Annotated in this window: 14 protein-coding genes and 1 pseudogene; 10 read left to right on the plus strand and 5 right to left on the minus strand. The window is 34.0% G+C overall.

Features of this window, described 5'->3' with window-relative positions; genetic code table 11:
* Positions 1 to 16: 16 nt before the first annotated feature.
* Together NWE55_RS12990 and NWE55_RS12995 are read right to left on the minus strand one after the other, a co-directional pair.
* Positions 17 to 4,360 (minus strand): CusA/CzcA family heavy metal efflux RND transporter, encoded by a 4,344-nt coding sequence (locus NWE55_RS12990; protein WP_258204166.1) that lies wholly within the window; start codon positions 4,358 to 4,360, stop codon positions 17 to 19.
* Between the two features lie 82 nt (positions 4,361 to 4,442).
* Positions 4,443 to 4,784: a DUF6660 family protein gene (locus NWE55_RS12995; RefSeq protein ID WP_155092272.1), complete on the minus strand. Its 342-nt coding sequence runs from the start codon at positions 4,782 to 4,784 to the stop codon at positions 4,443 to 4,445.
* 225 nt (positions 4,785 to 5,009) lie between these two features.
* Between NWE55_RS12995 and NWE55_RS13000 the strand changes: the two genes are divergently transcribed.
* From NWE55_RS13000 to NWE55_RS13030, 7 genes and pseudogenes are all read left to right on the plus strand, one after another.
* A complete protein-coding gene (locus NWE55_RS13000) occupies positions 5,010 to 6,410 on the plus strand; it encodes an NAD-dependent succinate-semialdehyde dehydrogenase (RefSeq protein WP_155092271.1) in 1,401 nt (466 codons plus the stop codon).
* 1,891 nt (positions 6,411 to 8,301) lie between these two features.
* Positions 8,302 to 9,099, plus strand: a pseudogene (locus tag NWE55_RS13005) (class I SAM-dependent methyltransferase).
* Between the two features lie 290 nt (positions 9,100 to 9,389).
* Positions 9,390 to 9,944, plus strand: coding sequence for an AAA family ATPase (locus NWE55_RS13010; RefSeq protein WP_258204167.1), 555 nt, complete (start codon positions 9,390 to 9,392; stop codon positions 9,942 to 9,944).
* Entirely contained in the window at positions 9,934 to 10,455 is a 522-nt protein-coding gene (locus NWE55_RS13015; protein ID WP_155092268.1) for a GNAT family N-acetyltransferase, read from the plus strand. Before NWE55_RS13010 ends, NWE55_RS13015 begins: the two co-directional genes overlap by 11 nt.
* Positions 10,456 to 10,477: 22 nt before the next feature.
* Positions 10,478 to 11,038: a Crp/Fnr family transcriptional regulator gene (locus tag NWE55_RS13020; protein ID WP_155092267.1), complete on the plus strand. Its 561-nt coding sequence runs from the start codon at positions 10,478 to 10,480 to the stop codon at positions 11,036 to 11,038.
* A 131-nt stretch (positions 11,039 to 11,169) separates the two neighbouring features.
* Entirely contained in the window at positions 11,170 to 11,502 is a 333-nt protein-coding gene (locus NWE55_RS13025; protein ID WP_155092266.1) for a DMT family transporter, read from the plus strand.
* A gap of 128 nt (positions 11,503 to 11,630) precedes the next feature.
* Positions 11,631 to 12,158 carry a DUF4269 domain-containing protein gene (locus NWE55_RS13030; RefSeq protein ID WP_258204168.1) on the plus strand — a complete coding sequence of 176 codons (528 nt, stop codon included), beginning with the start codon at positions 11,631 to 11,633 and terminating at the stop codon, positions 12,156 to 12,158.
* A gap of 258 nt (positions 12,159 to 12,416) precedes the next feature.
* On the opposite strand, the gene NWE55_RS13035 is transcribed toward NWE55_RS13030, so the two are convergent.
* Entirely contained in the window at positions 12,417 to 13,145 is a 729-nt protein-coding gene (locus NWE55_RS13035; RefSeq protein ID WP_155092264.1) for an FAD-binding oxidoreductase, read from the minus strand.
* A 542-nt stretch (positions 13,146 to 13,687) separates the two neighbouring features.
* Entirely contained in the window at positions 13,688 to 14,542 is an 855-nt protein-coding gene (locus NWE55_RS13040; protein WP_155092263.1) for a helix-turn-helix domain-containing protein, read from the minus strand.
* 318 nt (positions 14,543 to 14,860) lie between these two features.
* On the opposite strand from NWE55_RS13040, the gene NWE55_RS13045 reads away from it, so the two are divergent.
* The 3 genes from NWE55_RS13045 (at position 14,861) to NWE55_RS13055 (ending at position 22,352) form a co-directional block, all read left to right on the plus strand.
* Complete coding sequence (locus NWE55_RS13045; protein ID WP_155092262.1) at positions 14,861 to 16,369, plus strand: WG repeat-containing protein; 1,509 nt, start codon at positions 14,861 to 14,863, stop codon at positions 16,367 to 16,369.
* 1,196 nt (positions 16,370 to 17,565) lie between these two features.
* Positions 17,566 to 20,787 carry a SusC/RagA family TonB-linked outer membrane protein gene (locus NWE55_RS13050; RefSeq protein ID WP_155093081.1) on the plus strand — a complete coding sequence of 1,074 codons (3,222 nt, stop codon included), beginning with the start codon at positions 17,566 to 17,568 and terminating at the stop codon, positions 20,785 to 20,787.
* 11 nt (positions 20,788 to 20,798) lie between these two features.
* Positions 20,799 to 22,352 (plus strand): RagB/SusD family nutrient uptake outer membrane protein, encoded by a 1,554-nt coding sequence (locus NWE55_RS13055; protein WP_258204169.1) that lies wholly within the window; start codon positions 20,799 to 20,801, stop codon positions 22,350 to 22,352.
* Between the two features lie 53 nt (positions 22,353 to 22,405).
* Here NWE55_RS13055 and NWE55_RS13060 read toward each other — a convergent pair whose 3' ends face one another.
* Positions 22,406 to 23,533: an FUSC family protein gene (locus NWE55_RS13060; RefSeq protein ID WP_258204170.1), complete on the minus strand. Its 1,128-nt coding sequence runs from the start codon at positions 23,531 to 23,533 to the stop codon at positions 22,406 to 22,408.
* Between the last annotated feature and the right edge of the window lie 286 nt (positions 23,534 to 23,819).

Here is a 23,819-nt window from a genome sequence, read left to right on the forward strand (position 1 = left end):
ATCGATTCGTTGTTGATTATTGATTGATTAAATAATGCAGGGTATTGTGGCTTAGGTTGTACTGGAGTAAAGCATCTAAGTAATTCATTTGAATCGTTAGTGCTGTTTCCACAGATTGTATGTATTCAACATAAGAGATATCTCCATTATTATAAGATTTCTTTGCGTGATCTTTGATAATCAAAGCATTCTTTAAAGCGTTTTCTTGGTAGTAATCAATCACGTTTTCCTGTGCTAAGATTATATCTAACTGTTGCTGTACTGTTTCGAGTAGTTGTTTGTGAATATAATCTTTTTGCATTGTAGCCATTTCTACTTGGTATTTCATCGCTTTGATTTTCGATTTTTGACTGCCAAAGAACAGTGGAATAGATACACCTACACTATAACTTGGCACGCGTAGTTCTTTTCCATAAGTGACTAATTCTCCTGCGCTGTTTGTGATAGTACCAGAGTCGGATTTTATATTGTATCCCAGCGTAATATCTGGAAGTAATGTCGATTTCTCTAATTTTCTATTAGCTTCAATACTTTCAATTTCTTTCTGGGCTAAAAGCAAAGTATTGTTCTGACTTAAGTCAAAAGAATCGTCTGGATTGTGTTTGTCGTACAATAGAGTAGATTCGGCAGGGACAAAGTCTTCATCCAATTGCAATAGCGCTTTTAGTTTCGAGATTTGATTGTCAATCACTGTTTTATTTTGTGAGATTACAACGTTTAATTCTTGTTCTTTAGCAATAGCAACATTGCTTTCCATAAGTGTTGTCTCTCCAGTTTGATATCGAAGCTTTGCTGATTTAGAAAAATCTTTTAGCAGTTCACTTTGCTCTTGTAGGAGTTTGTTCTTTGTCATGGCGTAGAGCAAGTTCTCCCAAGCTTGTTTGACGGCATATTGTGTTGTAATCACAGTACCTTGTTGTTCGAGAACAGCTGTTTCGTAGGCTTTGTTTAAGACTTTCTTCTTTTTGCCATAGCTAAAAGGAGAAAAAGATTGAGAAATAGACAAAGTGATATCTTTTTTTTCTTTTGTATCTAAATAGCCAAAGCCTGTTTCAATGGATGTTTTTTCCAGGTCAAAGCTGGTACGAGTCATTTGTTTTTGAGCTTTTGTATTTAGCTCAGCAGCTAAAATAGACTTGTTGTTTTCAATGCTCAATGCAAGGGCTTGTTCCAAAGTCAGTTTTTGAATTGGTTGAGCTTGTATTGTCGTTCCAATTAAAAATAGAATGACAGTAGCAATTGTTTTTTTTCTGGAGAACTTGAATCCTTTTTCTTCGTAATAGTACAAGATAGGTAGCACAACTAAAGTAAGTATTGTAGCAGTGATTAATCCTCCTATAACCACTGTGGCTAACGGTTTTTGCACTTCAGCACCTGCACTTGTACTTAGTGCCATTGGTAAAAAGCCTAAGGATGCCACCAAAGCAGTTAACAATACTGGTCTAAGGCGCAGTTTAGTCCCTTCAATTATTCTTTCATATAATCCCATTCCATCTTCTTTTAAGTGATTAAATTGTCCAATTAACACAATACCATTGAGCACAGCTACACCAAAAAGTGCAATGAAACCTACACCAGCTGAAATACTAAAAGGCATATCTCTTAGGTATAAAGCAGCTACTCCGCCAATTGCAGATAGGGGGATAGCAGTGAAAATCATCAAGGATTGCTTTACTGATTTAAAGGTGAAGTACAATAAAATAAAGATTAAAGCTAATGCGATTGGTACTGCAATCATTAATCGATTGGTAGCTTCAACTAAGTTTTCAAATTGCCCTCCATAAGTAATATAATAGCCTTCAGGCAGTTTTAATTTTTGATCAAGGATAACTTGAATATCACTAACCACGCTTTTTACGTCGCGTTCGCGAACATTGAATCCAAGTACAATTCTCCTTCTACCTTCTTCTCGGCTGATTTGCTGTGGTCCATCTTCATAGTCTACTGTGGCAATTTGGCCCAATGGAATTTGTTGACCATCAGTAAGAGGAATAAAGATATTGCGCAAGTTTTCTATATCTGAACGATAGTCTTGATCAAGGCGTACTACAAGGTCGAATCTCTTTTCTCCTTCATAAACAACTCCAGCAGTCTCACCTGCAAATCCAGAGCGAACAATTTGACTGATATCCGAGATTTTTAATCCATATAAAGCCAATTTGTCCTTGTCATATTTTATAGATATTTGAGGTAGACCGGTTACTCGTTCTAACTTTGTACTGGCTACACCGGGCACATCGTTAATTAAAGTATTGATTTCATCTCCTATACTTGAGAGTCTGTCTAAGTCTTCTCCAAACACCTTAATGGCAACATCACTTCTTACTCCCGTCATCAGCTCATTGAAGCGCATTTGTATGGGTTGTGAAAACTCTGTGCTTACTCCAGGAATTTCCTCAAGAGCTTGTTCCATTAAGTCGATGAGTTCTTCTTTGGTTTTTGCGCTTGTCCATTCTTTCTTGTCCTTTAGAATAATGATTACATCGGCAGCTTCCATTGGCATAGGGTCTGTTGGTATCTCAGCACTACCGATTTTTGAAACAACCATTTTTACTTCAGGGAATCGATCTAATAAAATCTTTTCTGCTTTGGTAGTGGTCTCAATTTCTTGAGATAGAGAACTACCTGATGATATAATCACGTGAGTAGCTAAGTCACCTTCATCTAAGGTTGGGATAAATTCTCCACCCATACGAGTGAAAAAGTATAAGGCAATGGCAAACAAACCAAATGCCAGTATCAGAACGAAGCGCTTTACTTTAAAGGCACTCTGCAGTACAGGTTTGTACCAACTGTATAATTTATCTATTAACATATCGCTAAAGTTAGGTTTTTCTTTTCCTGCATGCTTAGATAAGAATACGGAAGATATCATAGGTACATAAGTAAGAGAAAGGATAAAGGCTCCAAGGATAGCAAATGAAACAGTCATTGCCATCGGGCCAAACATCTTTCCTTCGATTCCAGTTAGAGCTAAAATTGGCAAGTAAACTATTAAAATGATAATTTCTCCAAAAGAGGCACTGGTTCTAATTTTGGATGCAGCTGAATACACTTCGGTATTCATTTGATCTTGTGATAACCTTCGGTTTTTACCTGCGTGTAATCTATGGACAATGGCCTCGACGATAATTACTGCTCCGTCGACAATTAAACCAAAGTCAATTGCTCCTAAACTCATTAAGTTTCCGCTAACGCCAAATAGTTTCATCATGGAAATAGCAAATAGCAAAGCCAGGGGAATAACTGAAGCTACGATTAGACCAGCTCTCCAATTTCCAAGTAATAAGACAAGTACAAAGATTACGATTAGGGCACCCTCAATTAAATTTGTCTGAATGGTGCTTACTGTTTTTTCGATTAATCTGGTACGATCCAAGAAAGGCTCAATTCCCACACCTTCTGGAAGTGATTTTTCAATTTGCGTCATGCGCTCTTTGACAAGTTTTACAACCTCTTGCGTATTTGAATCTTTTAACATCATGACCATACCGCTCACATCTTCTCCTTTTCCATCTTTGGTCACTGCTCCATATCGAATGCTACTGCCGATACGTACATCTGCAACGTCTCTAATTAAAACGGGAGTACCGCTTATATTCTTCACGACAATTTTTTCGATATCTTCTAAGCTATTCACCATTCCTACACTTCGAATAAAGTAAGCATAAGGTTTTTTGTCAATGTATGCTCCACCTGTATTTTCGTTATTAGCCTCTAAGGCTTGGAATATTTCGATAATAGAAGTATCCATACTTCTTAGTCTATCAGGCTTTACAGCAATTTCATATTGCTTTAAATGACCGCCAAGTGTATTGACTTCAGCTACGCCTTTTACACCAATTAACTGAGGTTTAATAATCCAATCTTGAATAGTTCGAAGGTCCATACTATTGTATTTGTCTTCATATCCTTCTTTGGGAAATACAACATATTGATAGATTTCGCCCAGTCCTGTACTAACAGGAGCAAGTTCGGGTGCACCTACTCCTTTAGGAATTATTTCTTCTGCAGCTTTGAGTTTTTCAGAGATTTGAGCTCTTGCCCAATAAATGTCTGTTTTCTCTGTAAAAACAACAGTAACAACACTTAATCCAAAACGGCTAATGGAGCGTAATTCGGTAATGTTTGGTATTGGCTTAACGGCTTGTTCAATAGGGTAAGTAATGAACTGTTCTACTTCTTGGGTAGCTAGTGTAGGAGAAGTAGTGATTATTTGAACTTGATTATTGGTAATATCAGGTTGTGTATCCATAGGCAAATTCATCACTGAATAGATTCCCATCACGATGAGACCTAAAGTGAGTATTCCTATAATGAATTTGTTTCGGATACTAAAATGTATGATTTTATCTAACATAGTAGCATAGTTTAATATATGTATGTAAATGCTGCTCCCAGAAGTCTTTGACCTTAGGAGGAGTAATTAATTCGAATAAAAACTAAGCTATTTTAGGGGGTTGCCAAATGCTGCTATCCAATCTGGAAAACAGATTGTCATAGTGATTAAAGTGTTGAGGGCTGTGAATTACTGTTTTGACTTGTGTGATGTTTAGCGCCAAGGCAAGAGTAATAGAGCTAGCACAACAACTACAAGCACATAAAGGGGAACAGGCGTCTAAAGAATGATAATCCCTATCTTGATTATAGGTAGGTAAATCTACCTTGTCAAAAGAGGATAATTGTTCTGTTTTATCAACAAATTTATCTGCACAAGGATACATACTAGTTGTAAAAATAACCAGTACTAAAAGTATAGATAATATTTGTTGTAACATTTTCATAAGACAAACTTAGTGAAAAAAGCCCAAATAAAGTTAGCTAAAAGTCCGTTTTAGTAACAATTGCAATGCTGTTGCATTCAAAAACTTTCGATTGTTTAAATAATGGTGTTTTTTAATTGATTTGTTTTAAAAGTAACTTATAAGTGTTTTGTTTAGAATACTTTAAGATTGTTTTTAAAATAATAGTGGTAAATTAGTAAGTATTAATTTTTTAAAAAATAAAATATGGCTACAACAATAAAATCTTCAATTAAAACCATCAATCCCACAACAGGAAAAGAAGAAAAAGTTTTTGAAGTAATGACTTCAGAACAAATAAATACAATATTAGACAAAGCAACTACAGCATTTAAAAGTTGGAAGAATGTCTCGATTGCTGATCGTGCAAAAATTGTACACAAAATAGCTGATACTATGCGTGAGCGCAAAGATGAACTAGCTAGATTAGCTACCGTTGAAATGGGTAAACTATTTACTGAGAGTAAAGCTGAAGTAGAGCTTTCTGCAGCAATCTTTGATTATTATGCAACAAATGCCGCAGAGTTATTGAAAGACGAAAAATTAGATACGCCATTTGGTGAAGCATTCATTAGTAAAGAGCCAATAGGATTGCTATTGAGTATCCAACCTTGGAACTTTCCTTATTACCAAATTGTGCGTTCAGCTGCACCTAACTTAATGGCTGGAAATACTATGGTTTTAAAACACGCCTCTAATGTTCCTCAATGTGCTAAGCTCATGGAAGAATTGTTTTTAGCGTGTGGTTTGCCAAAAGATGTTTACACAAACTTATTTGTACCAGGAAGTGAATTGGCAAATATTGTAGGGGATGATCGCATCAAGGGAGTAGCACTAACAGGAAGTGAGCCAGCTGGTGCAAGTGTGGCCTCTATTGCAGGTAAAAATATTAAGAAATCTACTCTTGAGCTTGGAGGTAGTGATGCTTTTGTGGTATTAGATGATGCAGATATTGATAAAGCTATTAAAGGGGCAGTAGAAGGGCGTTTGTGGAATGCAGGACAGGTGTGTGTATCTCCTAAACGATTAATTGTCTTAAAACAAGTAGCAGACAAATTTACCCAAGGTGTTATTGAGAAAGTAAAACAAGTGAAAGTAGGGGATCCCATGGATGCTGCTACTCAATTAGCACCACTTAGTAGTGAAAAGGCGAGAGAAGATGTACTAAAACAAGTTGCTAAAGCAGTAGAACAAGGAGCAAAACTTGTTTGTGGTGGTAAAAAATTAGATCGTGATGGATGGTTTATGGAACCTACTATACTTACTGGAATTAAAAAAGGAATGAATGCTTATTCAGAGGAGATCTTTGGTCCGGTATTTATGATCTACGAGGTAGCTGATGAAGCTGAAGCTATTGCACTTGCCAACGATACACCTTATGGGTTAGGTGGTAGTGTGTTTAGTGAGAACAAAGAGCGCGCAGTTAAAGTAGCTCGTCAAATAGAAACAGGTATGGTTTATATTAATCACGTTACTGGTATTGCTCCAGAATTGCCATTTGGAGGTGCTAAGAAATCAGGTTATGGACGTGAACAAGCAAAATATGGTATACATGAGTTTGTAAATGAAAAACTAATTCGTGTAACAGATATTGACAAGGCATATTAACGAGGTAAGGAACGTGAATATGAATTGATTTTTTATTATTCTTTTTATGTAAAAGGTTTTCACTAATAGTGGAAACCTTTTTTTATGGACTCAATCTACAAAGAACAGTTGCCGATTTTTTTACAGAAAAAGCTCAAGAGTACAGCCATGAGGTAGAATATAATCTAAGCGTATTATTTTGTGTGTAATTACTTGCTTTTTAGAATATTATGGTATTTTATTTAATTGTGTAATGATTATAGACTTGGTAAATTTGACCAAGAAATAAAAGAAAAAAATTGTTGTGAAAAAGATTATCCTCTTTAGTGTATTTCTAACAACTTTAGCCGCAGCTGCAGGCTATTACTACGAGTCTACATTTGCCACTTGTACAGGTTCATCAAGCTGTAAGGCGTGTAAAAATTGCAAGTATTGTAAACATTGTGCTGTCAATGGCAATAGTTGTGGGGTGTGTAGATAAGCGTATTCTTTAGAGGATTAAATCTTTTGCTTGGCTGAATTGATTAAAACTAAATGGTATATAATCCCATAAGTAGGAGTATTTACCTGGCAGAGAATAAAAAATCGAAATTTGATACCTTTACACGAAATAAGTTCTGTTAGTTATTAGTATTGTCACTAACATTATTAATCAAATTTAATTTTCCCAATTAGTTATTAAAGTAGAAAGCCAACAGGTCTTGTATCTGTTGGCTTTTTTTATTGTATAAAAATTGAATAAGAATGTGATCTTTTTTAATCATGAATTTTGTTGGCTTTTAGTTCATTTGCACTAATGCGCTTTGGCAGCACAAAGAGGGTATCTGTCTAGTAAATAAATAAGAAACACAATAAAAACAAAAGCAGTTAATTTGCGTATTAACTGCTTTTGAGTGTTAACCAGAAAGAACCAAATATGTGTTAGTTTGTTTGAGAACTCTTAGAGTTCGAGTAAATTAAGTATAGTCCATAGACTAAACCTACAGGCAATAATGCAACTGTGAATAGTATAACTAAGTATTTATCATCAGTTGTAATGCGTTTACTCTTTAAAATAAAGAGAGTGTATAATATAATTAATGCTATGTATATAATAAAGTATCCTGCTAGGCTTTGAGTTAGTAGGTTTTCCATTGTTATAATTGTTTTGTCACATTCTATATGTGTATTTATAGCATATACTATACCAAATATTTAGAATTAGTTTATTGTAAGTTAATTAGTGCAACGAAACAGATAATAAATGTCAGAATACTAGGCTGGTGAGGTTTTTAATGCTTTAGTAAGTATGTGTAATTTGAGATTATAGCTTCTAAAGGCTTTGACAAATCCCATTATTGAGTAGGTTACTTTAAAATTATCAAATAAAAAAAGCCCCTTCAAGTGCAAATGAAGGGGCCTTAAAAATAAAAAAATTAACTTACTATGAACTAATTAATCAATTTTACTATTGACTACTAGATTTAGCAGATAAAAAAAAATTATGAAAAAAAAATACTTACTTGTTTATTCTACAACTGATACTTGAAAACCTTTATTCTGCTTATTATCAGGTTTGTATTTTGCATATTTTCAATATTCGTGCCAAAAACTATTTCTTTTAAAAATATTTATCTTTTATTTTTTTAAGCTTTTTACTTATAATCGTTCAAAACCTTATGATTGCAGGGGGTTTGTGAAGTAACTTTTTTTAAACTAAAAGTTAGTGGTAAAAAGTAATTATGCATAGATATTTACAACAGTGAATTAAGGTTCAAATGAATGCTTTGGAATCTACTAAAGCGTATGTTGTATTTTTGGTTATAAAAACAAGGGAGATTTAAGAGAAAAGAAGTCTTTTTTTTGTTAGTTTTAAATTCTCAATTTCTATATTAGATTAATAATAAGTAGATATCTTAAACTTGATATAAGTATGAATACACACGGTGATTATATACAAGTAAATAAAAAGACTTGGAATGAAAAAGTTGATTTACATATTGAATCTGAGTTTTATAACATGAAAGATTTTTTAAAAGGTAAATCTTCTTTAAATGATATAGAACTTGATTTGCTGGGTGATGTAAAAGGTAAAAAGATTTTACACTTGTAGTGTCATTTTGGCCAAGATACTCTGTCTTTAGCTAGAATGGGAGCAGAGGTTACTGGTGTTGATCTATCTGAGGTGGCAATAGAGAAAGCAAACGCACTTACACAACAATTAGGTTTAAATGCACGTTTTATTTGCAGTGATATTTATGCATTACCTACAATGTTGAGTGAGCAGTTTGATATAGTATATACAAGTTACGGTGTGTTAGGTTGGTTACCTGATATGTTTCAGTGGGCAAAAGTGGTATCAAGATACCTAAAGGTGGATGGCAAATTTGTGTTGGTAGAGTTTCATCCCTTTGTATGGATGTATGATTATAATTTTAGTGAAATTGCGTATTCTTATTTCAACGTTGAAGATATTGTGGAAGTAGAAAGTGGAACCTATGCCGATAAAGATGCTCACAAGACATTTAAAACAGTTAATTGGAATCACAGTTTATCTGATGTAATGCAAGGATTAATATCGAATGGGTTGACAATTAGTGTTTTTCAAGAATTTAACTATTCTCCATATCCATGTTTTAATCAGATTATAGAGATAGCTCCTGGGAAATATCAGATTAAACCTTTGGGTGATAAAGTACCTTTGGTTTATGCTATTGAAGCTCACTTGTAATAAAATATTCTTTAGCTACTTTTGATAGTTTTTTTAGTGGGAGCTTAACTTAGATAAGTATGAGTTGTTTAAAGTGTTTTTTAATTACAATGCTTTTTTTGTACTTTTGTAATCACCTTATTCTAAGAGGTATTTCTTATTTAGACGACTTGCTTTAGAGGAGTATGTAGGCTCTACTACAGTTTTTCTACTTCTCGTTTTTCCCAAGTATTTAGAGTATATAAATTATTTTGTAATGTTTTTTGCTATGGATACACTGATCCTTGCAAAACAAATTAAACTATAAAGAAATGATCAAATCAAACTTTTATATATTTACTGGTGGACCAGGTAGTGGAAAGACTACTTTATTAAATGCATTAGAGAAGAAGGGATACCAGATTATGCCTGAGGTAGGTAGGGCTATTATTCAAGTGGAACAATTGGCAAATAGCGAAGTTTTGCCATGGAAAGACAAACAGCTCTTTTATCAAGCCATGTTGAGTCGATCGGTGTCTGATTATCAAGACTGTGATTCTTCTGAGCTTGTGTTATGGGATAGGGGAATTATTGATAGTATTGGCTATGCTATTTTAGAACAATTACAAGTGACGGAACTGCATAGGCAAATTGCCAGGGAACTTTCGTTTAATCCAACAGTGTTTATATTACCACCATGGCCAGAGATTTACACTCAAGACAAACAGCGCAAACAAGATATGTCATTGGCCATAAAGACCTATGAGGTGATCAGGCAAACTTATCTGCGATATGGATATTCTTTGATAGAGGTGCCTAAATCTTCAGTCGAACAACGCACAGAGTTTATAGTATCTTTTTTAAAAAACAAGGAAAATGAAGCATAATATTGAAACGCAGCGATTGCTGATTCGTCCAATCCAGGACAATGACCTAGAGGGTATTTATAAGTTAGATAGCGATATACGCGTTCAAGAATTTTTAGGTAAAAAGCCATTAGAGAATAAAACTCAAGCTGCACAGATGATTAGTTTTATTACCAAACAATATAAGGATTTTGGTATAGGTAGATGGGCAGTAATTGAGAAACAGACTAATACATTTATCGGATGGACTGGGTTTAAATACATTAACAATGGTGTTAACGGCGTTGAAGAATATCTTGATTTTGGATATCGCTTTGTGTATGATGCCTGGGGTAAAGGTTATGCTACAGAGGCAGCTCTTGCTTGTTTAATTTACGCTGATAAGTATTTAACTCTATTACCTATTCACGCTATTTCAGAAGTTGGGAACAAAGGATCGAAGAACGTCTTGGAGAAGGCTGGGTTTAAGGCAGTAAATACATTTTTGTATGAGAATGTGCCACATTTTTGGTATATTAGACTGAATAAATAAATAGTTACAAGATTGAACCACTATGAATGTTTTAATTAGACTTTTCGAGCAATATGGCTATATATCTTCTCAGTGTCGAGATGCTTTGGAGAAGAATGTACAGACATTTCATATGAAAAAAGGAGAGTTACTTTTAAAGAAAGGACAACTCTCAGGAAGTCTATATGTATTGGAAAAAGGATTTGTACGTGGTTATTATCTAGTTTCAGAAAAAGAAATAGATGTGTGGTTTGCCTTTGAGCATACTATTATGGGATCTACTTATCAAATGTACAAAAGTCGTGCATCACTTGAGTACATACAATGTATGGAAGACTGCATCGTTCACGCAATTTCCAATCAAGTATTGCTAAGGCTTTATAGAGAACATCCTGAATTAAATCTTATCAGTCGTAGATCAACCGAGGATTATTGCTTGCAATTAGAACAAAGGGCTTTTGGCTTACAAACCATGAGTGCTAGTGAACGCTATTATAATTTAATTAAAGAATTAGGGGATGACTTTCACCGTATTCCCTTGGGTAATATAGCTTCCTATTTGGGTATTTCACAAGAGACATTGAGCCGTATTCGCAGAGTTTAATATTCTCTTTTACTATAGTTAAAAGGTTATCTACGCCACTGTGCATAGATAACCTTTTTTGATTTATGTCAAAAACAAAACGGATAATCTACTTGTATTTTTGCCCAATTAAATGATATAATATCCATAAAATGAAAGACTATCTTTTCTTGTTTGTTGCCATTGTCTTTGAAGTGATTGCAACCAGCGCTTTGAAGGCGACGCATGAGTTTACTAAGTTTTGGCCAAGTGTGCTGACTCTACTAGGTTATGTTATAGCATTTTACTTTTTAAGCCTTACTTTAAAAACCGTCCCTATAGGTATTGCTTATGCCTTATGGTCTGGTATTGGTATTGTACTTGTTAGTCTATTGAGTGTGTTTTTGTACAATCAAAAATTAGACACTGCTGCTATTTTGGGGATTTCGTGCATTGTTTTAGGTGTAGTGATAATTAATTTGTTTTCAAAATCGGGTACTCATTGATTACCGTAAGTATAGCATACTACATGGTAAAGATCCTCTTAAGAGGGAGTATAACCATTTACAGGCTAGCTAATTTTGGTTTAAATTGTTTACTTTGCTGCGTCATCATTTTGTTATTAACATCGTCTATGAATTTTAAGAACCTTGCCTATCTAAAAAGTGGTACTGTGCAACAACAAGAGATTTATCGATTACTCACAGAATATAGAATAATGGATAAACTACAGGGGTATAACCCTGTGTTAATAGGTACCTTTCCAATAGATATTGCTGTAGAAGGCAGTGATTTAGATATTTGTTGTCAAGCAAAAGATTTAGATGCCTTTTTGGATGATATAGATCAGCGCTTTAAAGAATATGATTTCTACCAGTCTTGTAGCCGCCTAATAGGGGGTGTAGAAACGGTAGTGGCTAATTTGCAAATCCAAGGATATCCCATTGAGTTATTCGCTCAAAATAGGCCTGTAGAGCAGCAAAATGGCTATCAGCATATGATAGTTGAGTACAAAATTTTACTTGAAGAAGGGGCTTTATTTAAGCAAAAAGTAATTGCACTAAAAAAAGCTGGGATGAAAACAGAACCTGCCTTTGCTAAATTGCTGAATCTTCCAGGTGACCCTTATCTGGCTTTGTTAAAGTATAGGGATACAAAATAATAAAAAGTGGTACAGTAAGGTAGTCACTGTACCACTTACACAACACATATCTGGATTTTATATGGTAAGACTCTGTCTTGTCGTTTTTGTATTGGGTTGTTATAAGGTTGAATTTTTTGCAGGTTGTTGTTTTATAGCTTGTTTTAAAGTTTTAGGGCAACGCCACTTATCTTCAATTAATCGATTATTCTTGTAGTTTATCTTCTCTGCTTTACCGGGTAAAGGATTAATCACTTTGTTTTGAGCAAGGAGCTATTGTTATAGTCCTACTTTACCCTCTACCCAGAAAGGTTGAGTAACAATATTGTTATTTGAAACACCTCTCTCGCGTAATGCTTTTTTGAATTTGGATATACTCTTTGCATTTCCCATAATGTAGAACTGCCCATGTTGTATTCTATTCCACTGAAACTCGTTGAGTGAATCGATATATTCAATAGCCGTTTGCGCTTTATTGCTTAAAGATTTTTCAACAAATTCAATATGACTGAGTTCACTTCCAATATATGTTTTGTTCTTATCGTTAACCTCCAGTATGCCTTTTAGAGTTTTGTTATCTTTGTTTAAGAGTTGTTGTAGGTATAGACAGAATCCAATACACGATTCATCTCCATAGAAAAAATGGTAATCTATATTTTTATCATAGACATTTTGCCCTCTTGGAATGCTTGAGGTCAGTTTGTCATTTACTTGGATATCTTTAAAAAAGCGAGTGCCTGGCCCGTCAGCTTGTTGATGAAATAGAACGTCAAAATAACCTTGTTCGCGATTGTATTCACTTGGGGTATAGTTTCTGTATTCTGTCTCGGAAATCTGCATGAGTATAGCTTGTCCGATTTCGTATTTAGCTTGTTGTATATCTGCTTTAAATCTTATTCTAAGTAGGTTGTCGCTTATTTGCTCTTTTTCACTAACTGTGACTTCAATAAACATTTTACTCCAAGCAGTCTTGACTAATGTTCCTATAAGTTTTGGTATTTTTGGCATAATTCTCGACTTTTAATTTTACTGTAGCAAAGGTCTATTAAAAGTCATTCTAAATAAATGGGAGTATAAAGGAGTTCATTGGACAAAAAAAGGTATTTGGGAATTTATTTATAAAAAAACCTCATACCGATTTTGACAGGTGTGAGGTGTAAAAAAAAGTAATAAAGTATAATCTTTTAAACTTGTTTGTATTTATGTCTATCAACGTGTTGATAGTAAAAATGATTCATTTCAAGTAAAGAGTAGTCAATTTATTATTAAAATTAACTACTCTATTTACCATCCCCATAAGATAGTAACTACTCTTGTCTAATGTGTTTTTTAATTATCAATTGTATGATGTTAGTAAAATTAAGTTGAAAAGACCTTTTGATAGAATAACAAATCAAAGAATATTATTTAAATAGTATCTTAAAACGCATAATTATAGGTGTTGCTCTGTGTAATGGTCAGTAGAGGACACAAGAGGTAGTTATAGATCATTTTGTAAAAGTAAAATGAAAGGCAAAAGAGCAACCATAGAGGGATATAGATAATTGAGGTTATCTATACTCTATGCGAAACTCTAAAGGTGTTTGGTAGGTGTTTTTTTTAAACATACGCGAGAAATAGGTATGATCTTCAAAGCCCAAATTAAAGGCAATCTCTTTGACTGTTTTATCTGTATAATACAGTAATCTTTTGGCCTCGTCAATAATGGATTTCTTTAACCAATAGCTAGCAGTTTGCCCTGTTGTTTTTTTGACACAATCGTTTAAGTGCGCTGTAGTTATATTGAGCTGGCTTGCAAAGAAAGAAGGTAAATTTAAGTGTGTTTGATGGGTAATTAAACGCTTGAATTTAGAAGTAATTAAAGCGGGTTGACTCAACAAAGCTAAATCTGTAATTGGATGTTCAGATTCCACCAAAGAACATATTTTGTGTAGGGCAGTGGAAAACAACCCATTGATAATCTGCGTTTGATATGTATTGTCCTTTTTCATATAGCAACGCATTAAATCAAAAGTTTGAGTCAGTAGACTTAGATCCTCTTCAGAAATGCTAATCAATTGTTTATTGCCAGGAATAGTAAAGAGTAAATCACTTAGGTGATTTGGAATTCGAAAATCCTGTACACCTAAAAAGTATCCGTTATAGTCTTCGGTAATCTCGCGTAAGCTATGTATTTGGTAAGGTTTTACTATTAAAATGCTATTGCGTTTTACTTGGAATTTGTTTAATTCGCAATCCATTACCATAGCACCATTTGTCGCAATACTAATTACGTAGTAATCATCTCTATGGGTGTGATTTATCATTTGCGACTTCTTGCCTAAACAATTGTGGTCTTTTACATATATACCTCCAACGGCATTTGGACCTTGACTATAGGTTACTATTTCATTATTATAAGGCATAAGTTTTTAAATTGATTGTAGACAAAAATAACAATTATTTAGAATTGGTATAAATAATTTAGTGTTAAAGTTCTACAATAGTGATTGTTTTTGATATAGGTCAATAAACTGATGCTTGTACTTTGGGATACTATTAAGTTTTTTCTCTTTATCATTAACATTGGCTAGTGTAGTTAATTCTTAGGTGTTTTTTTCTCAGAGTTGCTCTAAAGTCTATTTTATTGTCCCTTTCTTATTTTTTATAAAATGTAGAGTAGTAATTTAAAAGAAAAATAAGTAACTTTTACCATCTCTTAAAGCTTTAAAATCTCAACTGCTATGAACTACAAAAATGGATTAAAAAGTCAAAAACTCGTTCCTTTTTTGGCAAAGAATAAATTGTACGGCTATTGGGATCAGGCCAAGAACGTAGTTATTGCTCCGCAATATTTATCTGCAAAAGTTTTCACCTCTACTGGTTTTGCAGTTGTCACTGATAACAAAGGTAAGGTAGGTGTGATTAATACAAAGAATAAAGTTGTGGTAGGGTTTCGCTTTAGATCTATAGAGTTGTATGTGGTTAGGAAATTTACGGTAGTTTCAGCTTTGCGATACTATACAGTTAAAACGCGTTTTTGGGAGTGGAAGTTTTTGCCAAACTTCAATATTCTTAGTAGGAATTCTTCTTTTAGCCCTTTATTTGATAAAGATGTAAACAGAGCTAGACACAGTGTGTTTGTTTTAGAAACCAATCAAACTATAGCCAGGGTTAGCTCAAGTTTGAAATCAACACAGGGATTGCAAAAAATACCAATAGAAGCTTTATCATCTAAGTTCATTCAAATAGGACATCACTTGTATAAAGCAAAAGTCAATAGCTTTGTCAAATTGCTTTCAAATTTTAAAGGCACTTATGATCACAAGCTCAAGTTGGTACGTCAATTAAGAGCAGATAAAGTAAAGACTTATAATCTTCTTGGTAAGAAGATAAAATCTTATGAGTTAATTCAAAGTCGCGTGTTTCCGATAACTTATAAAGGCAAGGAGCATTTGGTGTATTTTAAAATTAATGAGAGTCATTGGAAAAATCCTCCAACTATTTATAGAGATACTAAGACAAGTGGGCGTTATTTTGTTAATGAGCAGTTTGATATGCCTTTGCCTGTACATTTAAAAAGTCTGGATTTAAAACAAGATAGACCTCTTTTAGAGATATGGCAAAATGTTGTCAATATTGATGCAGTAGTTTCGAATAATTTCTTTTTAATAGAGGTTTTGCCAAGTGATAAAACTAGAACAACAAATGACTTTTATATTTTAACCACAACGGGAGTATTGAAAGATTATCTTCCAGATCCTTTAAGTTACAGTGTGACAAGCTATGAGGATTTGATCTGGCCAAACAAGTATGAGATTATTGCCAAAGAAGATTTTCCTGTGGATAGTCAATTTCACAAAGTTCGAAACATTGGATTTATCAATGAACCCTATTATTATGTGAGTTATCAGTTGCAGGATGAATTGCGCACCGGATTATGGGATGCTTTAAATAAACGTTGGATTATACAGCCTGAGTATCACTCTTTGACTGTTTTAAAAGATCTTAAGTTTGTTCGCTTTCGCAGAGCGTATGATTCACAGTTTGGTCTAATGGATTTATCAAGTAATGTAGTTATACCTGATCGTTATAATATGATTCATTACATTGTAGATGATTTGTATCAAGTTGTACAAGGATTAGAAGATGAGAATCAGATTATGCGTTACTATGCTTATTATTTTAAGATGTCAAATCACCTTAGTTATACGGAGCTTGAGAAAACGGGTATTTCGTTCAGTTTTAAGTAAATGTGTAAAGAGAGGGTAAAAGGTAATTGATTTTCTTCTCTATTAGTTTCAAATTCTTTGTTGTGTTAATTTAAAATATTAATTCTCCGAGTATTTTGCACTAAGATAAAAACAACGGATTTTAGTGCTTAAAATATTTAAAAAAAGCTTAACCCAACTTTCTCACAAGAAGTTGGGTTTTTCTGTTTTGTAGCTTTGTCTTTGCACTTATAAAGAGATACTATAAGATTGGTTTAGTTATCCCATAGTCTATTTAAATTTTTTTATCTATGAGATATTTATTTCGTTCAAGTTTTTTCATAGAAACTCTATTTTCAAATTATCCAAATGGCCTTTTAAAAATGTAGGATAGTGCCTCATTTTTTAGCAATTGCACCGTGTAACCAACTACATACTTCTTGTCTTTTCTAGACGGCTTTTGATTAGTTATAACCTATTGTGATCTAATCAAAGTATTTTTTTTTAGGTGTAATGATGGCATGTATTAGGTATTTTAATTTTTGAATTAGTGCAATTAAGTTTGCACTTACTAGGGATATTTATTGAATGTGGTTTTGCTGACAAAACGTTTTATTAAAAGAAAACCCCAAGCAACACCTAGAGAAACAGCACAGAAAGCAGTTTTAATATGCGCGTGTTTACTAATCAAGTAAATTGATACTTAAAAGCAGCTCTGCTTTGAATAATTTCTACTGCCTTTTTGGGATTTACGACAAAAAGTACAGCCCCTTGAATTGGTTGGTGTAGTGTTTTGCCTTGTAAATCAATCAGATAAAATTATTTGTGAAGAAGAATGTCTTTCTTTAAAAGATAAAAAACACCATTAATTTTGTTTAAGGTGTTGATTAATAAGTAGTAAGGGGTGTTTTTGATTTCTATTTTAACATTGATAAAGCCTATGTATCTGTTGGTTTAGGGCTTGTTTTTTGACAAATACTGTCTGTTAAGTGAGTGTTAATGTATTTTTGTTTTATTTAACTTTAATTGACTTTATTACTGATTTTTCAGGATGATTTTGTGTTAATAAAATGTATATATTTTTAATGTTTCGAAATATTGTTATACAATATTTATTGTAGTTTCCTTTTTATATTAAATTATTTGTATAAAAAATGTTTCAAAATTTTACTTTAAGTTTTTTTTTGTTTGATTTGTGATATATTCGCCGATGTGAAGAAAATCTTAAAACTAACTTTATGAAATTAAAAAATTACTTAATTATTTTGTTGTTTGTTTTAACAAACATGGCTTGGGCGCAAAATAAGAAGGCAGTTTCAGGTGTTGTATTAGACGCTGATGGATTGCCGCTTATTGGAGCATCCATTTTAATACAAGGAACAGACCAAGGAGCAGGAGCTGATGAGAACGGAGCGTTTTCATTAAGTGTATCTGAAGGACAGGTTTTAGAGGTTTCTTATGTGTTTTACAAAACAAAACATGTGAAGATTGGAAAGCAAAATTCATATAAGATTGTCTTAGAGAGTGATGATCAAGTCTTGGATGATGTTGTTGTAATTGCTTACGGAACTACTTCTAAAGAAGCAGTAACTGGAGCGGTAGCAATGGTAGGTTCGGAAGAAATTGCAAAGCGTTCAGCAACCAATGCTTTAGGAGCTTTAGAGGGAGCTGCATCAGGGGTTCGTGTAAATAATACATCTGGACAACCAGGAGCTGAACCAGAGATTCGCATTAGAGGTTTTTCATCGTTTTCAACTAAAAGTGGAAGTAACTCTCCATTGATAGTAGTGGATGGAGTTCCATTCTCAGGAAATCTTTCAGATATCAATCCTAATGATATTGATAGTATGTCGGTATTAAAAGATGCATCATCTTCTACTTTATATGGTAATAGAGCATCTAATGGAGTTGTACTTGTTACTACTAAAAAAGCATCTAAAGGGACAGGGAGTTTTAATTTCAACATGAAACAAGGAGTTTATACTCGTGGAATGGAGGAATATGATCGTCTTGGACCAGATGAATTTATGGAAACAATGTGGACGGGATATAGAAATAGTTTGATTGACCCTAAGAAAGGAGTTTCTCGTGAACAAGCTTCTGCTTTAGCAAGTGAGAAATTAATTTCTGATATCTTAGGACTTAATATCTATAATGTTCCAGATACTGCCTTATTTGATGCAAATGGAAACTTAGTTCCTGAGGCTTCAATATTGGCAGGATATAAAAATGACCTTGATTGGTATAAGCCAATTGAACGTACAGGATTATATCAAGATTTAAATATGAACGGACGAGTAGCCAACGATAAAGGAGGGGCTTATTTCTCAGGTAGTTTCTTAAATAACGAAAGTTATTTTAATTCTTCTGATTACAAGCGTTTTACAGGTCGAGTGAATGCTGATTATCAAGTAAATGATTGGTTGAAAGTTGGTGCTAATATCTCAGGAGCTCACTCTGAGAAAAATGGTATTAGTGCCGATCCGGTTGATAACAATGGTTCTTATGGAAATCCATTTATGTATGGTAGAAATATTGCTCCTATTTACCCGGTGCATTTACACGACAAGTTAACAGGTGACTATGTTTATGATCTTATGGGTAATAAGGTTTATGATGAGGGAGGTGATACTCGTAAGCAATACGTAGGACGCCACGTAATTCAAGAGAATGAATTGAATCAACAATATACAGTACGCAATAATTTAAGTGGACAATTCTTTGGAGAATTTAAGTTATACGAAGGATTGACATTTAAGGTGTTAGGAGATTTAAACGTGCGTAACTCTGAAGAGAGAAAGTATGACAACGCTGTAATTGGTGATGGAAAAGGAAATATAGGTCGTTCAAGAAGAGAAATCTACAGATTTAAAACCTATACTGGCCAACAAATCCTTAATTATGAGAAGTCATTTGGGGAGCACCATATGGAAGTATTGGCTGGACATGAGAATTACAGTCAAGAAAGATCGTATTTATCAGGTAGAAAGACTAATGAGACATTCCCGGGTATGATTCAATGGGCTAATTTCTCTGAAATGAGTGCTTTAAGTGATTATGATGATACTTATAGAACAGAAGGTTACTTTACAAGAGGTAAGTATAACTATGCTAATAAGTACTTTGTTGAGGGATCATTCAGAAGAGATGGTTCATCTAAGTTTCACCCAGATAACAGATGGGGTAACTTCTGGTCAGTTGGTGGTAGTTATGTAATTAGCAATGAGAATTTCTTTAATGTTAAGTTCATTGATTATTTAAAAGTTAGAGCTTCTTATGGTGAAGTGGGTAACGATAGATCGGTTGACGATTATGCAGCTAAACCATTGTATAGTATAACATTAAATGGTGGAAGACCTGCATTGTATAAGAATCAAGTTGAAAATAAAGATTTGAAATGGGAGACTTCTTCTTCTACAAACTTTGGAGTTGACGCAAGATTGTTTAAGAGAATGAATCTAACTGTTGAGTATTTTGACAAACAATCTCAAAATCTTTTAATGGATTTACAATTGCCTTTATCAATGGGATCTTTATCTCCGACAAGTGCTAACACATATATTACAAGTAATGTGGGAAGTATTTCCAACAGAGGTATTGAGGTTTCTTTTGACGTTGATATTATCAGCAATAAAAACTGGAAGTGGAATGTAGGAGCAAACGCAACATGGTTAAAAAACAAAATCCTTACTTTACCGGAGGAGAACAGAGAAAATGGAATTGTTTCTGGTTCATTTAAACGTGTTGAAGGAAGAAGTATTTACGATTTTTGGTTGTATAAATATGCAGGTGTAGATCAAATGACAGGAGATGCTTTATATTATTTAGATACTGAGAACAATGATATTGCTGAGATTCCTGCAGAGAATATTATTGAGATCAATGGTAATTCATATACTAATTTAACAAGCTATGCTAAGAAAGGATGGTCAGGAAATGCACTACCGAAAATGGATGGAAGTGTTTTTACATCTTTAAAACACCAAGGTTTTACTTTCTCAGCTTTGTTAACTTATGGAATTGGAGGGAAGATATTAGATTATTCATATAAGAGTTTAATGACTGCATCGAGTTCACCAGGGGCTCTTCACAAGGATATTCTTAATTCTTGGAATGGAGCGCCTGAGGGTATGACTGAATCATCTGCTAATCGACTAGATTCAAATGGAACGCCAAGAGTAGATTTTGGAACTTCAACAGAGGCTAACGCGACTTCAGACCGTTTCTTACAAGATGCATCTTATTTAGCAATTAAATCTTTGACATTAAACTACGATTTTGACAAAGACTTATTGAAATCATTAAAATTGAGATCGTTAAGTATGAATTTAAGTGTTGAGAACCTTTATACTTTTACTAAATTAAAAGGTATGAACCCGCAACAAGCATGGAACGGAATACATTACAATGGATATGTAGTGCCTCGTACAGTGATTTTTGGAATTAATGTTGGTTTCTAAAAAATATATTTATGAAAATTAGTTATTTAAAATATGCTGCCTTGGCAGCAGTTATGTCGCTTGGATCTTGTAGTAATGATTATTTAGATACAGACCCAACAAATAAGACTTCACCAGATGTAGTATTTCAGACCACTGAGAATGTAAAGATGTTAGTTAATGGTCTGGCAAAGATTATGACTGCTCAACATATTAGTTCTCAGGGGTTCAATGGAGAGGGGACTATAAAGTTATACTATGGAGAATACCCAGGTCAGAATTTCAGAGCAAACATGAAAGGTGCGGCTGGAGATCAAGTAATGGGTAAACACTTTTTAACTTTAGATAGTAGTTACAATTACTTTCCTTGGCATTATTATTATATGTTGATTGGTAATGCAAATGACGTAATTGAAAATGTTGATTCGGCAACAGGACCAGAAAGCGATAAAAAAGACCTAAAAGCGCAGGCATTAGGTTATAGAGCATATGCCTATACTATGTTGTTGCAAATTTATGGACAGCGTTGGGTTGATAGTAACGATGGTAAGTTCCAAGCTTTGCCATTGCGCTTGACAAATAAAGAGCCTAAAGATTTAGAGTTTGCTACTATGGCAGATGTTTATGCTCAGATATATGAGGATTTAAATAATGCTAAAGCATTTTTTAGTAGTACGAATTTTGATCGTAAGGCTGAGAACTTTGTTATTAATAAAGACGTGATTCACGCTATTCATGCAAGAGCAGCTCTAAATAGACAAGATTATGCTACAGCTGCACAAGAGGCTGGTTTAGCTCGTGAGAAGTATCCTTTAATGACAACCGAGGAGTATCAAAATGGTTTTGCAACGCCAAACTCTGAATGGATTTGGAGTAGTTATGGAGCTAGTACAGAGCAGTTGCACTACTATTCTTACTTTGCTTATGTGGGGTATAATGCTAATACAACTCAAGTAAAATCTTACCCTAAGCGCATAGCTAAAGAATTGTATGATGTTTTGCCAGATACAGATATTAGAAAAGGATTATTTCTTGATCCAAGACCTTATCCTTCAGACTCATATAACCACGATGATGGAATTGTTAAAAGTGCTAAGGCCCAAATGAATGTAGATGCTCGTGAGAAGTATCCTGATCTTGATGGTGCTGCAAAAGTTGCTGCTTATATGCAATTTAAGTTTAAGGCTAACGAATTGCCAGGAGTAGGTCATTTGAATCACTTTAGAGCTTCAGAAATGTTGTTAATTCAAGCCGAATCAAAATACTACTTAGGAGACGAAGCAGGGGCTAACGAATTATTAGTTGAGCTTAATACTAAGACTAACCGCGATCCGGATTACACTGTTAACAAAAATGGGAATGAATTATTCCAAGAGATTGTAAAATACAGAGGTCTTGAATTATGGGGTGAGGGATTTGATTGGTTTGATTACAAGCGTTGGAATAAGACAATTGTTCGTTTGTCAGCTGCCGAAGGTGGTAACTTCTCAACTTCATTAGCAGGTGAGATGGCGCCAGACTACGGAAATAAATGGACGTATAAAACGCCTAACAAAGAGAATGATTATAATCACGGAAATAAATAAAACAGATTGGTATTCATTGAATCTAAAAAGGACTGCTCTTTGGCAGTCCTTTTTTATTTAGTTTGTTTGATTCGTTTTTTTCTACTTTGCTTTAACAGCTGTAATCGCGTTGTACGTAAACGATCTCTTGTTTGGTTTCGAAGGTATTCGTGATGTAAAAACCAACCGCCTACACCTCCAATTAAACTACCGATGACAATATCTATAAAACGCGTTTTAATTAAGATGTTTGGTGTGGTGATAATGGGGTTAGCAGCCTCGGCAAGTAGTACCGTTAGAGCTGTTATAAAAATCACTGCAACAGCGTAGTTTCGCGAGATAAACATTTCGATAACAAACTGTAAGAACATTATACAAATACAAAAGTATAAAGGGGAGTCGGATATGGAAATTAATATCCAACACAGCGCTAAACCAATAAAAGTACCTGTAATGCGTTGAAGTGCTCTTTGCCAAACGTGATACAGAGAGATTCCTTGCATAATGGCTGCACATGAGATCGGAATCCAATAAGGATTATCGAATTTCAAAAGGTTTCCGACCATTAAAGCTATAAACATGAAACTACCGACAATTATAGCGCGAATTAGATAGTCTAATTGCTCTTTTATTGGCACTGGTTTTATGAGTTGTATTCTTTTTGTACTGTTGTATTTTTTGCCTACAATAATGCTGTAGATAAGGGCAAGGGTGCAAGCAAACATGGTTCCCATAACCACATATCCAAGTCTTGTGGGTATGGTGGCTAATTCAAAAGGCATATTACTGGACATCGAAGCTACCATGATAAAGAAGAAACTACCAGGTGGTCTTGTGTTAAAATACAGGGTTAACCAATGAACCGCTGTTGTGAATATACCAAAGGCAACAGCCGATAGGTATAGGTTAAAACTAAAGGTAATTCCGACGGCAAAGGAAAGCATGAATCCAAAGGAACAAACAAGCATGGTTACCATGCGTTGAGGTGTTGGAATATTAGAGGGAAGGTATAGAATAACAAGCCCTGCCAAACAGGCTAATAGTCCAGCTTGTAAGTTGTCAAAGTACCATCCGGTTAATAGTGGGATTCCCGTTGCCAGCATAGCCATTAATGGAATATGCCATAAACGTTCACTGTGTTTGAGTTTAAATAGCGTTTTACTTTCTTGTCTTACTAAAGTGACAAAAAAATTATCTTTCATAGTCTTTTAAGTTTTTTTATTATATGTAATAATAGGGCTAGTAAGTTGTTTTGTTAGCTTAATGGTTATTACATAAAAGTAGATAAGTACAAGGATGTCGTTTTCTGAAACAAAACAAGCACTTTGTGTAAGGTTTTACAAAAGTACGAAATGCGCAAAGAATTAGGAAACCTTTACCCAGTGAATAATTTTTTCGTTTTTTTTATAACGTTTAATTAAGTTAGTACTTAAAGTGAGAGTTTCCTTTAAAGCTCATTAGTGTATTGGTGTTATCAGGAATTTATCA

This window comes from Myroides albus (genome assembly GCF_024722315.1).
In the GTDB taxonomy this organism is placed as follows: Bacteria; Bacteroidota; Bacteroidia; order Flavobacteriales; family Flavobacteriaceae; genus Flavobacterium; species Flavobacterium album_A.

What these genes read in the sequence shown, in the direction of transcription:
- NWE55_RS12990 (WP_258204166.1), bottom strand. Translation starts at nt 4,360, where the DNA reads ATGTTAGATAAAATCATACATTTTAGTATCCGAAACAAATTCATTATA.
- NWE55_RS12995 (WP_155092272.1), bottom strand. Translation starts at nt 4,784, where the DNA reads ATGAAAATGTTACAACAAATATTATCTATACTTTTAGTACTGGTTATT.
- NWE55_RS13000 (WP_155092271.1), top strand. Translation starts at nt 5,010, where the DNA reads ATGGCTACAACAATAAAATCTTCAATTAAAACCATCAATCCCACAACA.
- NWE55_RS13010 (WP_258204167.1), top strand. Translation starts at nt 9,390, where the DNA reads ATGATCAAATCAAACTTTTATATATTTACTGGTGGACCAGGTAGTGGA.
- NWE55_RS13015 (WP_155092268.1), top strand. Translation starts at nt 9,934, where the DNA reads ATGAAGCATAATATTGAAACGCAGCGATTGCTGATTCGTCCAATCCAG.
- NWE55_RS13020 (WP_155092267.1), top strand. Translation starts at nt 10,478, where the DNA reads ATGAATGTTTTAATTAGACTTTTCGAGCAATATGGCTATATATCTTCT.
- NWE55_RS13025 (WP_155092266.1), top strand. Translation starts at nt 11,170, where the DNA reads ATGAAAGACTATCTTTTCTTGTTTGTTGCCATTGTCTTTGAAGTGATT.
- NWE55_RS13030 (WP_258204168.1), top strand. Translation starts at nt 11,631, where the DNA reads ATGAATTTTAAGAACCTTGCCTATCTAAAAAGTGGTACTGTGCAACAA.
- NWE55_RS13035 (WP_155092264.1), bottom strand. Translation starts at nt 13,145, where the DNA reads ATGCCAAAAATACCAAAACTTATAGGAACATTAGTCAAGACTGCTTGG.
- NWE55_RS13040 (WP_155092263.1), bottom strand. Translation starts at nt 14,542, where the DNA reads ATGCCTTATAATAATGAAATAGTAACCTATAGTCAAGGTCCAAATGCC.
- NWE55_RS13045 (WP_155092262.1), top strand. Translation starts at nt 14,861, where the DNA reads ATGAACTACAAAAATGGATTAAAAAGTCAAAAACTCGTTCCTTTTTTG.
- NWE55_RS13050 (WP_155093081.1), top strand. Translation starts at nt 17,566, where the DNA reads ATGAAATTAAAAAATTACTTAATTATTTTGTTGTTTGTTTTAACAAAC.
- NWE55_RS13055 (WP_258204169.1), top strand. Translation starts at nt 20,799, where the DNA reads ATGAAAATTAGTTATTTAAAATATGCTGCCTTGGCAGCAGTTATGTCG.
- NWE55_RS13060 (WP_258204170.1), bottom strand. Translation starts at nt 23,533, where the DNA reads ATGAAAGATAATTTTTTTGTCACTTTAGTAAGACAAGAAAGTAAAACG.